This is a genomic window from Carboxydothermus hydrogenoformans Z-2901 (assembly GCF_000012865.1).
GTDB lineage: Bacteria > Bacillota > Z-2901 > Carboxydothermales > Carboxydothermaceae > Carboxydothermus > Carboxydothermus hydrogenoformans.
In genome coordinates this window covers 771,498-784,439 of record NC_007503.1, presented here as the reverse complement: position 1 = coordinate 784,439, position 12,942 = coordinate 771,498, and the positions used below count along the sequence as shown (strand labels likewise).

Genomic DNA, 12,942 nt, shown 5'->3' with positions numbered 1-12,942 from the left:
GTTAAAACCCCTTTCTTTCTAATTTCTCTTTTAGGTTTTGTAGTGTTTTCGGATCCACCAGTTTGGCGATAATCCCCACATATTTTGTGGTAAATTTTGATACTAACTCTCCAAAATCAAAGTCGGGGTTATCTCTTAAAAACTTTCGGATTTTCTCAAAATCAAAGCCCGTTTCATCACACTCTAAAATTTCTACTTCCGGAAGTTCTGGACTTAGATCGTAAATTACCCTGTCTACTAAAAGTTTAACGGTAAAAACTCCCAGGTATTTAGCAGTTTCTTCCCAGATTCCTGACAATATTTGTATTTTTTATTCTTGTATTTTTATTCTTGCTCAATTTTTGCGCCTGAAAATTAAAAAAAAATTAGTAGTATAGGTTTATGCTATTGCTTAGAGAATTAATCTGCACTTCAAACTTATCCTGCTTTATTTTTGATCCATCTATCTTTCTTTAAAAAACTTCTTAAATAAATTTGTTTTTTAAAAATCTGTTTAAACAATTTATCTCTTGTTGTTTCACCAATATTTACAAATGCATATTTATAAAAAGCATAATTAGTTGATGCATTATAATAATAGGTAATTATACCGTTTAAAATCAACTCTTCACCATCTTCAAATTTTATCTTCATTTTATAAAGACTTGACATATCCAAAGGGCAGGAATTATCATGAGCAAATAACAAATAATCACCAGAAAGTCTTTTTACTTTAACATTCAAGCTCTTACCACTTGCTGCAATTAATTCCGCTTCCAATTCCCATAAAATTGAGATAAAATTCTTTTTTTCCATAGGACGAATGTTCGAAATTATATAGGTGTGTTCTTCTACCGGTATTACTTCTACTTCATACTCATACATTGAATTAAATATTTCTACCACCAGAGATGCCGATTGTAAATCCCATAAATCTTTAACACTATTTCCATTTAAATCAGTAGATTTGAAATAACTCCGCTTTTCGTTAAAAACAAAATACCCATTAAAATTATATACATCTCTAAAAGTACGTAACGAAAGTAATGCTGGAAATATTTTTTCAACATTGGATTTTAATATGTCCATCGGTAAAACAATTCTTTCATTAATTACATCAAGAGCTGCATCTACCACATCAGGATCAAAATCTTTTCCTGTACATCTTTTAAGTTCTTCCACCAGTTCCTTTACAGTAACAGGCTTCTTGTAACTTTTAGGCGAATGTAAAACATCTATTACATTTGCAACCCTGAGAATCCTACTCGGAAAAGGAATTTCATTTTTTTTTAAACCTTCAGGATAACCACTTCCGTCATAGTTTTCATGATGCCACTTTATCCAAAAAGGTATGTCTGGGTAAATATTATCAAATAACTCCCTAGTAATTACATATCCAAACTCAGCATGTTCTTTTATTTCTTCATATTCTTCTGGTGTTAATGGGCCCTCTTTGTTTACTATACTGTTTTTAACATTTATTTTTCCTATATCATGGAATAATGCCGCGTAATAAAGCTTCTCACGCTCATCTTTTGGTAAATTTAGTTTTTTAGCTATTTCAATAGTCCAATAAGCAACATTAAAAGCATGCAACCTCATAGAAGGCAGGTTATTTTTCAGATAATCTTCAATCATTATAAAAAATTTAAAAACTCTTTCAATCGCAATTATTTGGTTATATTTTAAAAGCGCATAAGAATATATTGCAAAAAGATTAAACCTATTCAAAAATGATGTTAACAACATCGATACATAGCAGTTCTATTAAGAAAACCAAAATATACACATACTGCAATATCTTTATTTTTTTCAAAACTTATAGGAATACAAACTTCTTCCACAAAGTCATTATTTATAAATACAACAGAATCGTCACCATCCGCAATATGATGAACCGGCTTCAACTTTTCCAATGCAAGATGCACAACATTTTTGCCTTAAAAAAATTGCAGAGAATGTTCAAAAATGTTATCATTGATGTTATTATCACTATTAAGTTCTTCAATATTGTAAATTTATCAACCAAAAGTACCCTTAAACAACTTATATTAAATTCATTTTTAAATTCTAAAAGATTTACTGTTACGTTTAATAAATTGCTTCCAATACTATCATGCCAAGCTATCATTTTTAATTCCCCCATTTTATGTTGCTTAAAGGATAGCTATAGAATAAGTTATATCATCTTTTAATAATTCGTCCTCCAGCAACAATCTTTGTGTTAACTCCGAAACTTCCAAATCAATCTTGTTGTTCTGAGCTTCAAGTCTTAATATTTTTATCACCTGTTCTTTATCCATTGAATCCCGGTAACTTCTTTTTTCTAACAAAGCAGCTGTTATATCCGCCACCTGGATAACACGTGCTTCAATATCCAAATCTTCTTTTTTAACCTTAAAAGGATACCCACTACCATCCAGCTTTTCATGATGGTATCCTGCCCATTTAGCAACTTCATCTAATCCGTCAACAGTTTCAAAAAGTTTGTACGTGTAAAAAGGATGCGATTTTACTAATAAAAACTCACGTTCAGTTAACTTGCCTGGTTTATGAAGTATTTTAGCGGGTATAGCAAGTTTGCCTATATCATGGATTAGACTTGCAAGCTCAACTTTCTGAATTTGCTCCTCAGACAATTTTAATTCTTCGCTTAGTCGTAAGGCAATTCTCGCTACCCTTTGAGAATGTTCTCGAGTTTGTACATCTTTATTCTCAATTAAACGGGTAAGTAAGTTAGCAACTTTTTTAATCTCTTCTTCTTTAAGAATCTTGTTGTCTTCCCAACCCATTGTCATTTTTAAAATATCCAAAAACAAAAACTCTTTTTCCAAATTAAACCAAAATGCCTCTTCCTCCATAAGTTCCAAAAGTGCCATAACTACCGGAGTCATTGGAAAAACATTTAAATATTCGTTTAAAATATATTTACGTACCTTATCTTTAACAAAAATGCAAACATTTCTTCTCCCTAATAATTTTGCTACTAATCTTGCCAGACATATTATTTCTTCGATAGAATTTGAAATTATATTACAATTTGAATCCAGATTGCCTTTAAGCAAAGAATGGATAAATATTTTCTTCATCTCTTCTTCACTTAAATTTAGCTTTTTTCCAATAAGCAAACCAATCAATGCCATTCTTAAACGGTAAAGATGCTCTTTTTTTTCATATAACCCAAAGTTTCTGTTTAAAGATAAAGCTAAGGAAGTAATATTGATAGATAACATTTAACCTCCCCTTCTCTACTCTCTATCTTTTTATCAAAAAACCCTTTTACCCTAAGGCAAAAGGGTGTAATATTCGTCATAAACGCTAAAAAGAGTGTTTTCATGAAATTTCGACATCTTTTGTAATATTATAATATAATATTTTCCATTTGTATATATTTTTTTTTTTTTTTTTTTTACCAATATTGTTATATTTTTACAATTCAACAAACTTATAAGTTGTATTTTGTTCATTGATAGTCCTACTTTTCCGGACATTTCTCGGAAAAACGAACACAATTTCTTCCTGAAGCTTTGGCTGTATACAGCATTTGGTCAGCACGCATTAATAACGTATCAAGCGTATCTCCGGGACAGTAACCGGTTACCCCAAAACTGGCGGTCACCCGGCCTACGCCCGGAATCTCCAGCATGCTTAACTGCTCCCGCAATTCTTCCGCTAAGCCTGCTGCTTTTTCCACTGGAGTATTCGGTAAGAGAATCACAAACTCTTCCCCACCCCAGCGGGCCAGACAGTCGGTTTGACGAATCCTGTTTTTAATCAAATTTGCCAGGGTTTTTAAAACCAAATCGCCAGCAGCATGTCCAAAACGGTCATTTACATTCTTAAAATGGTCGATATCTAACATAATTAACGCAAAGGGCATTTTAGTCCTTTTGGCACGTTCTATTTCCCGTTCTAACATTTCTGTAAAATAACGGCGGTTGTAAGCCTGGGTTAAATAATCGGTAATGGATAAGCGGTAAAGCTGTTCCTCCAGCTTTTTGCGTTCCGTAAGGTCTATAAAAGTCTCAATTAACTTTTCGCCGCTTTTAGTTCTAAGTCGTTTAACGATTTTAAGTACAGGCAATTGAGAGCCATCCATTCTATGTAAAATTCGCTCCGCCCAATCCATTTCCTGACCTACCGCTGTAATCAGACATAATCCCTTACTTTCCGGAAATATTTCAAAGCAGCTTTTGCCAATAATCTCTTCCGGAGATGCTCCAATCATCGCAGCAGCTTCCAGGTTTACGTTTTCAATCCTGAAAGTTTTAGCATCAACGACCATAACTCCAGCCGGCATACTGTCAAGAATAAGCCGTAAAAATTCCTTTTGCTCCCTTATTTCTTCTTCCATTTTTTTATATTTTGTTACATCGATAACATAGTGAAGATAGGTATTTTCATCGATCGGTACCCACCAGATATTCCAGAATAAACCATCCAAATTTACCTCGCAATTTTCTTTTTGCTTTCGGTTTAAAGCCTCATCCGCCCGGCAAAAATAACACTTGGTACCGGGCAGCGGTTTTCCGGTGTTTTCAAAAAATTGACGTTCAACAGGAGAAATAGTTTTTAAATGATGAATGCTGTGCCAGCAATAATCGCCAACTACTGCTCCCCGTTCCTTTGCCACCTGATTTAAGGCAATTATTTGTCGTTCTCTGTTAATGAGATATGTAGGATTGGGTAAGGCTTCTAACATCAAACGGAGCTGTTCTTCTTTACGCCTGTTTTCCTCTTCCAGCGCTTTCCTTTCGGTCAAATCAATAACCAGGGCCAGGCACAATTTTTCTCCCCGGTAGTCAAAAAGCTGCAGGTGAACTTCTACGGGATATAGCGAACCATCCTTCCGCCGGTGTACAGTATAAAAAACAATTTGTTCCTCCTTACCGCTCAGCAAGGGTTCAAGCAGAGCTCTGAAACTTTTAAGGTCAAATTCCGGTTTAAGGTCAAGGGGTGTCATGGTGTTCAATTCTTCCAGGGTATATCCCAGGTTCTTCCTGGCACCACGGTTGACCACATGAAATCTCAATGTTTCAGGGTTAAAAATATAAATTTCATTTAGCGAATCCTCTAATATCTGCCAGTACATGTTTGCATGGACGTTTGCCTCATAAAGCCGCAAGGCCATTTCAACTATGGTTATCAGCACTTGTTCAGTAGCACTTTTCATTACATATCCGTAGGCCGTAACAGAACGAATTTTTTCTACCACTGCTGGTTCAGTATGCGCAGTTAGAAAAACAACGGGCAGCTCACTAATCTGCTGAATTGCCAGCGCTGTTTGTACTCCATCCATCCCTTCTCCCAGCTCAATATCCATTAAGATGAGATCAGGGTACCATCCACCACTTACTTTTTCGACTGCCGCTTCACCGGTTAGAGCAATTTCAACGGTATAACCGTATTTATTCAGGATATTGGCTATGGTTTTTGCTTGAAATTTACTGTCTTCCACGATCAATATTTTTTTATCCTTCAAGCCCCGTCAAGCCTCCCTTTTTTCAAGCTTCCAAAGCTTCCAAACGTTTCTTGGGGCGGTAATATTTTTTACTTCTTAAATAAAAAAATTCCAATATTTCGACATATTCTTCAAAATTATACCATACTCCTCCCTGTTTGTATATATTTTGTCAGCTCTCAAGTAATGTACATGACAGATTCCACAGCGAAAATGGAACATTTTGTGTTGCCAGCCCCTTGGCAACTTTCGCATGCAATAATAAAGCCGACTGGCGGTAAACCAGTCGGCTAATATTAAAAAGGTTTATCTTTTTTTGTAGTATGTCTTTTTTACGAATTTTTTTGTTTCTGATTTTTGTTCTTTTTCTTTTTTACTTTCTTTTTTTCTTTCCTTTTCTTTCTCCTTTTCTTTTTCCTTATCCTTTTCAACCTTTGCCAGTATTACCTTAACTTCGATAGCATTTCCCGTTAAGGTGTATTTAACACCTACTTTATAACCAGGTTTGATGGTTTTTTCTCCTTTAAGCTTGCCTAATCCTTCAATTTTAGTGTTCTCCGTAATACTAAAGGTTTTTTGTTCACCATTTCCCCGGGCAACGGTGAGATTGTTACCATCAAAAGAAATTACCGTACCGGTATATTCCAGTATTACAGGTTTTGCTTCAACTTTTATAGCCTCGTTGCTTGCCGGATCGTATTTTACTTCTGCTTTATAACCAGCACCTAACTCTCCTTTTACTTCCATGTCCGTATCCGATGTAATTACAAAAGTTTTTTCTTCGTTTTCTCCTTTAACGGTAAGAGTTTGTCCGTCAAAGGAAGTTACAATTCCTTTAAATTCCTGAAGTTCTTCCTCTTTTTGCTCCAAAAGATTTTCAATTTCTTCCTTTAACTGTTTTAGCTGATTATAAGACAAGCTGTTTAAAAGGTTTAAATCAAAAGGCAACGGGTTGTCTGCTGGAGCCGGTACAGGTTGATAAGTTTGATCCGTTACCGATGGGGTAGTATAGGTAGTGTCACTTACGGTTGGAGTTTGGTTGGCATAAACAGTATCACTTACCCCCGGAGTGGTATTAGCTGGCACGGTGGTAGCAGTATCGGCCAACGCAGGTAAAGTAATCCCAAGTAAAAATACCGTTAAAACTAAAACCGCTATCTTCTTCATTAAAATACCCCCTTTAAAATTTTAAACCCTCCTGCCAGAAAGCGGAGGGTTAATAATCCCCTTAACACCTTCGGCAGCTGGCTGGCATAGCCTTACGGCCTTAGCCCCTGTAGCTTTGCGTCGCCGGCTTTCGCCGGGTTTGCCTTTATCGGTAAAATCTTATCTTTTTTACTCTATTATAAAACATAAAGTTAAAATTACAATACTTTTGGCAAAAGAATTTAAATACAAACTTTACATACCGTACTTCCCGTAAACCCGGGAACCAAGAATTTCCGTTGCAAACTCAAATAGCTCAAAAAATTTTTCTTCAGGCAAGTTCGGTACGCCTTTTAAATAAGATTTTACACCATAGTTACGGAAAGGTATCAGTTTTAACAATGTATACGAATTGAGTTCACGAATAAACCGGGCAATGTTTTTTACTTCCTGCGGATGATCGTTTAAGCCGGGCACCAATACCGTTCGAATCTCATACAGTACTCCAAGCTGCGACGCCGTATTTAAATTTTGAAAAATTAATTCGTTGGCCACACCGGTCAGCTTTCGGTGCAAAACCGGGTCAAAAGCTTTTAAATCGGCCATAATTCCATCGATATTTTGACATAAGGTTAGAAATTTCTCTTCCTCCAGAAAGCAATTAGTATCGACAAAAACCGTTAGATTACTTTTTTCTTTAAGCTTTTTGCTAACTTCCAGGATAAAATCCGCCTGCAGGGTGCATTCCCCGCCGGAAAAGGTTACCCCATCTAAAAAAACTTCATTTTCCAAAATATAAGCTACTAAATCCTCCGCCTCCCAAAGGGTAGTTTTGGGAGTGGATGAATGGGGACACACCTCAAGGCAACGGTCACACCCCTGGCAAATCGCCTTATCCCAGGTTACCTTACCGTCAAGGTTTGTTAAGGCTCCGGCCGGGCACTGTTCAACACATCTACCACAATTCTGGCAGTATTTTTGGGTTTCCGGGTTGTGACAGTACAGGCAGTCAAGATTACAACCCTGGAGAAAGATTGCCATCCGGGTTCCGGGACCGTCGATAAAGCTTACCTCAATAATTTTATTGACTATTCCTCTCACCGATTATCCTTACCTTTCTGGCTTCGGTATTGTTGTTTTTAATGCTTGCTGCTCCAAGCTTTACCGTATCTTCCCGTAAAACCTCGCCTTTTTCGTATTTTAAAACATCGGTTCTTTTTACAAGGTAACCGGTAATCCGGATAAATTCCGAATCGGAAGTGTTGAAAGAAAATACTCTGATTCCCTCTTTTAAAGCCCCCTTGATTATTTTTAAAACCCCTTCCGGATTTTCCCGGGCGGTCCGGTCAAAGATGTAAATATCACTAATGCCTGTATCAAAGTATTTATGGAGCCTTCCCTCGGTTTTAATCTGGGTAAAAATGTCCGGCTCCTCGCCGTATTTTATCCGCACCCCGGGCGTTACATCGATGTCGCTGTCAATCCCCGACTGGGCATGAAAACCTATCCTGCCGCCGGTACCGTAGCAGTAAGCTCCCGGGACACTTTCTAAAGTATCTTTGGCGGTTTTTAACACTTGTTCGGCATAGTAAAGGGCTTCTTTATCCTTACCAAGCTTCAGTCCCGTTAAGTGTTCAATACATTCGTACAGTCCAAAATATCCGGCCATGGAGGTAAAGCGGGCAAGGGAAATTAAACCTTCTTTAGCTAAAAAGGAAGTTTCAAAAAATTTCGCTTCTTCTACGATAAATTTAGCCCGGGCATTGATAACCTCGGCCTGCGCCAACACTGCATCAGGTAAAACATTCCGGATAAAGTCCTGAAAATCCCTCGCTTTTTTGGCAGCTTCTTTTAAATTTAACCGAACTAAAGTAAAGCTGCCTCCACCAATTAATAAAGTATTATAGCAGCTGGCAACTCCGTAAGCAGGGTCAAGGTCTTCTTTTAATTCCCGGTCGTTGACAAAATACGGTTTTCCAATTTCCAATGCCGTTTTAACCGCCTCTATGGCAAAACTATCAGGAGTTTCTTCATTATATTTTAAGGAAATGTTGGGTACTGCCTGCTTAAGCTCCCGCTCCAGCTTCAAAATTAATCGTCCGGTACGGGTATCTTTGGGCCCAATGTTCATGTGGACAAACCCATCGGGTAACACCCGGTCTATTTGCACCAAAAACATTTTTAAGAGTTTTTCGGAAAGTTCCTCGCCGGCAGCCAAAACAAACGGTTCTAAATGCTCATCTACCTGTCCCAGATATACGGGATAGCTCGTTATGGAAGGAACGTAGCGATAGATAATTAAAAGGGCATTAACCGCTTCAAATAAATCCTGCGGGGGTTTTAAATTTAAGTACTCGCTTCCCTTTTCCATAAATTTTTGGTAATCCGGCAAAATATAACGCGGCCGGTAGGGAGCGTGACCTTCAAAAAGATCACATAAGATTCCCTGGGAAAAGTACTGCTGAGCCTTTTCACTAATTTTTACATAAGGAAGGGAGTTTTCCGCCTCCGCCGCCAGTAAGTGCCGCTTATCTTTGTAATCCAAAGAAGTATCGGTAATTATTTCATAAACCCGGTTCATCGCTCTTATCACCCGACTTAAAGTTTCTAACTTCATTATACCACCCTTTTTACCGCTTGTAGCAAAATCTTTATTTACTTTTAAGGTAAAATTTCTCTACTTCCTCCCTTACCTTTTTCAATGCCTGGATTTTATCTTCGGCACCGATGTTATCCGAGCGTTTATCCGCTTCTTTTAAAGTAATTAACTTTTGTACCCGCCGGTAAAGTTCACCCGGAGGTAGTGTTTTCCCAAGCTGCTTAAGCCAAAATTCTACTTTTTCTACTTCATAGGGTACGGACATGTGGTAATAAATAAGCCAGGCGGTTCGGTCAATAGTTTGCCGGGGGAAATTGAAGCGTTTTAAAATACCCCGGGCTATATCCGCTCCCCGCTCGGCATGGCCAAAATCCGTTGGGATAGCCGTTTTTGTACGTTCGTACCCCCGGTAGACCCTTTCCCACATCGTGCAAAAGAGCGGCCATGATTAATTCTAAATCCTTCTCGGGAAGCTCCTCCAAAACCCTTAAAGTATGCCCCCAGGCACAAAGGCGATGGCGTTCGGGATTCTGGGGTAAGCCTACCAGGTGAGATAACTCCGGTAGTGCTTTAAAGAGAAGCCCTTTTTGATGTAATGCTAATAAACTCTCCAAAGGATTTTGGCTAAATTGCTTTTCCCGGAAAAACACAGAAACTGCCAGACCAGTATTTTTACCAGCCATGGCAGTTTCTTTTGGCAAAAATTTGCAGTAAAGATAAATTGGAGCGGGGTAAATCACCATTAGCACCCCCGGCACTTTTTTTGATTATAGCAAAGCCGGGAGGTAGTCGACAAGAAAAATTTTAGCCTTCTATAGTTTTTCCCAGAACCTTTGAGGGATTCTACCCATATACCCTGTCTTTCATAAATTATGTAGGGTTGGTGCTTGACTTTCCCTGGTAAAAGGGATATCATGACCAAGGCAAAAGTTTAAAGTTACATTTAAATCGGTTTTATTAAAATATTTTACCACATTTTAATTTTTTAAAAGGAAATTAAAGTGTTTTTGTTTAATACTACTATACTTAAAAAGTAAAAAGGGAGGATGGCTATGGCCAAAAAATCTTTAATAATTATGATTTTAATATTTAGTCTCTTAGCAGGTGGGTGCAGCCTTAATGGCGATAAAAATACTCCCCCTTCCTTTGACGGCATCGCCGAAGCTGACCAGTATGAAGTAAAAGCCGAAATAGCCGGAAAAGTTAATAACGTTTTCGTTAAGGAAGGAGATGAAATCAAAAAGGGCCAACCTTTAGTTGCTCTTGATGATTCTTTACTTAAAAACCAGTTAGAAGCTGCCAGGGCTAATTTGGAATTAGCCCGGTTAAAATACGAACAAGTGGAAGGCAAAGGCCAAAACCTCGAAGACCAGGCAAAGGCAGGGATAAAACTTGCCCAAACCCAGGTGGATTTAGCGAAAATCCAATTAGAAAAGGCTAAAATTTCCTCTCCGGTAAGTGGTACAGTTTTGACAACTCCCGTAAAACCCGGTGAGTTTGTTAATCCCGGAACCACCGTTGCAACCATAATCGACTTAGGCAAAATCTATGTTAAATATTATATCCCCGAAAAGTATTTAAACAGAATTAAACTCGGGGATACGGTATGTGTTAAAAATGAAAATCTCAAAATGGCTCCTACCGGAAAAGTGGTTTATATTTCCCCGAAAGGTGAATTTACCCCGAAACCCGCCGAAACCCGGGAAGACCAGAGTGAAATTTCCTATTTAGTAAAAATTGAGCTAACAAAAGATTTTCAGGATGTGCAGCCGGGGATGCTCTTAACCCTGACCTTGCCGTAAGGAGTGGTTAAGCTTGACAGTAGCAATTTTAACCGAAAAGTTGACCAAAACTTTTGGTCCAAAAGTTGCAGTAGATAATGTTTCTTTTACAGTTCCAGCGGGGAAAATTTTTGGTCTTTTAGGCCCTAATGGCTCCGGGAAATCCACCACCATCCGGATGCTGTGCGGTGCTCTGTTGCCTACTTCCGGGCGGGCTGAAATTTTTGGCCTGGATGTGGTAAAAAAGACCCGGGAAGTACGCAACCTTATCGGCTACATGTCCCAGCGTTTTTCTCTCTATGAAGATTTAACCGTCGAAGAGAATCTCGATTTTTTTGGCCGAATCTACAATTTACCGGCAAAGCTTTTAAAATCCCGGAAAGAAGAAATCCTTCTTATGGCCGGTCTTACGGATAACCGCAAAACCCTGACCGCTCACCTCTCCGGGGGCTGGAAGCAGCGTTTAGCCTTAGGAGCTGCCATGATTCACCGGCCCAAACTTTTAATTTTAGATGAACCCACCGCCGGAGTTGACCCGGTATCCCGCCGGATTTTCTGGGAAATTATTAAAAAGTTATGTGCAACAGGGATTTCCGTGCTGGTTACTACCCACTACATGGATGAAGCGGAAATTTGCGATATCGTCGGTTTTATTTTTAACGGGAAATTAGTTTCTTTCGGCACGCCCGCAGAATTAATGGCTCAGGAAGGAAAAGGTAGTTTAGAAGATGTATTTATCGAATATGTGGAAAGAGCCACCGGGAAAAAAGTGTACGATTTTAAAGACTTGGAAAAGTTTATTGGAGGGGAGACTCCATGAATCCAAAACGGTTTTGGGCTATAGTTAAAAAAGAGTTCCTCCAGTTAAAACGGGATAAACCCAGTATGGCCATTGCTCTTATAATGCCGGTGATGATGCTTTTACTGTTCGGTTATGCGGTCTCCACCGACGTCGACCACATCGCCACTGCTTATTTAGATCTCTCCCGCACGCCGGAAAGCCGGGAACTTCTGGCAAAGTTTACGGCGTCCAATTATTTTAATCTTGATTATCCTGTAAATACGACCGCTGAATTAAATTCCCTTTTTAAAAAGGGCAAAATTAAAGCAGGTTTAATCATCCCGCCCGATTATGCCGAAAAACTCTCCCGGGGCCAAATACCGGAGGTAAAGTATATCGTGGATGGCTCGGACCCTTCAATAGCCCGCCCCGCTTTATCATCAGGGGTTTTGGTGGGACAAAATTACACCAGAGAAATTTTGGCCAAAAAATATCCGCAAATAGCCAGTACTTCGATATCCCTCATCCGGCCGGAGGTTCGCTACAACCCGAAAATTAGAAGCCAAATTTTCACTATTCCTGGTTTAATTGGTCTTGTTATGCAAAACCTTACGGTCCTTTTAACTGCTTTTGCTTTAGTACGGGAAAAAGAGCGGGGAACTATCGAGCAGCTTATTGTGACTCCGGTTACTTCATTTGAGTTAATTTTAGGAAAGCTTGTCCCTTATGTATTAATTGGTTTTTTGTCCTTTACGATAGCCTTCTATTTCGGAATCAACTGGTTTTCCGTCCCTATGCAGGGTGATACCTTAACCCTTTTTGCCTTAGCCCTCTGCTTTGTAGCTGTAGCACTGGCTATCGGCATTTTAATCTCGACAGTAGCCAGGACCCAGCTGCAGGCCATGCAGATGACCATAGTTTTTCTTCTGCCCAGCATCTTGCTTTCCGGCTTTATGTTTCCCCGGGAAGCTATGCCGAAAATTATCCAGTATCTCGGCTATGCCATCCCCCTTACCTATTTCCTGGAAATCCTGCGGGGCATTATTATCCGGGGGGCCGGCCTTTTAGAACTGCAAAACCAGGCTATAGCCTTAACGGTATTAGGGGTATTTTTGCTGGTGGTAGCGTCTCTCAGGTTCAAGAAACGATTAGAATAGTACCGTTAGGGACGGTTCTGCCAGTGACCATTTAAAAA

Annotated in this window: 12 protein-coding genes and 1 riboswitch; of the genes, 3 read left to right on the top strand and 9 right to left on the bottom strand. The window is 38.9% G+C overall.

The window, feature by feature from the left end:
• Position 1 precedes the first annotated feature (1 nt).
• From CHY_RS04040 to CHY_RS03985, 9 genes are all read right to left on the bottom strand, one after another.
• Positions 2-298, bottom strand: coding sequence for a hypothetical protein (locus CHY_RS04040; protein ID WP_011343810.1), 297 nt, complete (start codon positions 296-298; stop codon positions 2-4).
• A gap of 119 nt (positions 299-417) precedes the next feature.
• Positions 418-1,710, bottom strand: coding sequence for an HD-GYP domain-containing protein (locus CHY_RS04035; RefSeq protein WP_226986724.1), 1,293 nt, complete (start codon positions 1,708-1,710; stop codon positions 418-420).
• Positions 1,711-2,135: 425 nt separating this feature from the next.
• The gene (locus CHY_RS12675) at positions 2,136-3,212 is read right to left on the bottom strand and encodes an HD-GYP domain-containing protein (RefSeq protein WP_011343807.1); all 1,077 of its coding nucleotides are present in this window, start codon (positions 3,210-3,212) and stop codon (positions 2,136-2,138) included.
• 242 nt (positions 3,213-3,454) lie between these two features.
• Positions 3,455-5,461, bottom strand: a complete 2,007-nt coding sequence (locus CHY_RS12670) for a diguanylate cyclase (protein ID WP_011343806.1) — start codon at positions 5,459-5,461, stop codon at positions 3,455-3,457.
• Between the two features lie 285 nt (positions 5,462-5,746).
• Positions 5,747-6,607: a DUF5666 domain-containing protein gene (locus CHY_RS13305; RefSeq protein ID WP_011343805.1), complete on the bottom strand. Its 861-nt coding sequence runs from the start codon at positions 6,605-6,607 to the stop codon at positions 5,747-5,749.
• A gap of 69 nt (positions 6,608-6,676) precedes the next feature.
• Positions 6,677-6,761: riboswitch (cyclic di-GMP riboswitch) on the bottom strand.
• A gap of 80 nt (positions 6,762-6,841) precedes the next feature.
• On the bottom strand, positions 6,842-7,687 hold the full coding sequence (locus CHY_RS04000; protein WP_011343803.1) for a YjjW family glycine radical enzyme activase: 846 nt from the start codon (positions 7,685-7,687) through the stop codon (positions 6,842-6,844).
• The gene (locus CHY_RS03995; protein ID WP_011343802.1) at positions 7,668-9,203 is read right to left on the bottom strand and encodes a YjjI family glycine radical enzyme; all 1,536 of its coding nucleotides are present in this window, start codon (positions 9,201-9,203) and stop codon (positions 7,668-7,670) included. Before CHY_RS03995 ends, CHY_RS04000 begins: the two co-directional genes overlap by 20 nt.
• Before the next feature lie 34 nt (positions 9,204-9,237).
• Positions 9,238-9,450, bottom strand: coding sequence for a hypothetical protein (locus CHY_RS03990; protein ID WP_041537646.1), 213 nt, complete (start codon positions 9,448-9,450; stop codon positions 9,238-9,240).
• A gap of 28 nt (positions 9,451-9,478) precedes the next feature.
• Positions 9,479-9,928: a hypothetical protein gene (locus CHY_RS03985; RefSeq protein WP_041537645.1), complete on the bottom strand. Its 450-nt coding sequence runs from the start codon at positions 9,926-9,928 to the stop codon at positions 9,479-9,481.
• 309 nt (positions 9,929-10,237) lie between these two features.
• On the opposite strand from CHY_RS03985, the gene CHY_RS12665 reads away from it, so the two are divergent.
• From CHY_RS12665 to CHY_RS03970, 3 genes are read left to right on the top strand one after another with little or no spacing between them, the layout of a single operon-like run.
• Complete coding sequence (locus CHY_RS12665; protein ID WP_011343800.1) at positions 10,238-10,987, top strand: efflux RND transporter periplasmic adaptor subunit; 750 nt, start codon at positions 10,238-10,240, stop codon at positions 10,985-10,987.
• A gap of 13 nt (positions 10,988-11,000) precedes the next feature.
• Positions 11,001-11,786, top strand: a complete 786-nt coding sequence (locus CHY_RS03975; protein WP_011343799.1) for an ABC transporter ATP-binding protein — start codon at positions 11,001-11,003, stop codon at positions 11,784-11,786.
• Entirely contained in the window at positions 11,783-12,904 is a 1,122-nt protein-coding gene (locus CHY_RS03970; protein WP_011343798.1) for an ABC transporter permease, read from the top strand. Before CHY_RS03975 ends, CHY_RS03970 begins: the two co-directional genes overlap by 4 nt.
• Positions 12,905-12,942 lie beyond the last annotated feature (38 nt).

What these genes read in the sequence shown, in the direction of transcription:
- CHY_RS13305 (WP_011343805.1), bottom strand. Translation starts at nt 6,607, where the DNA reads ATGAAGAAGATAGCGGTTTTAGTTTTAACGGTATTTTTACTTGGGATT.
- CHY_RS03990 (WP_041537646.1), bottom strand. Translation starts at nt 9,450, where the DNA reads ATGTCCGTACCCTATGAAGTAGAAAAAGTAGAATTTTGGCTTAAGCAG.
- CHY_RS03985 (WP_041537645.1), bottom strand. Translation starts at nt 9,928, where the DNA reads ATGGTGATTTACCCCGCTCCAATTTATCTTTACTGCAAATTTTTGCCA.
- CHY_RS03970 (WP_011343798.1), top strand. Translation starts at nt 11,783, where the DNA reads ATGAATCCAAAACGGTTTTGGGCTATAGTTAAAAAAGAGTTCCTCCAG.
- CHY_RS12675 (WP_011343807.1), bottom strand. Translation starts at nt 3,212, where the DNA reads ATGTTATCTATCAATATTACTTCCTTAGCTTTATCTTTAAACAGAAAC.
- CHY_RS03995 (WP_011343802.1), bottom strand. Translation starts at nt 9,203, where the DNA reads ATGAAGTTAGAAACTTTAAGTCGGGTGATAAGAGCGATGAACCGGGTT.
- CHY_RS12665 (WP_011343800.1), top strand. Translation starts at nt 10,238, where the DNA reads ATGGCCAAAAAATCTTTAATAATTATGATTTTAATATTTAGTCTCTTA.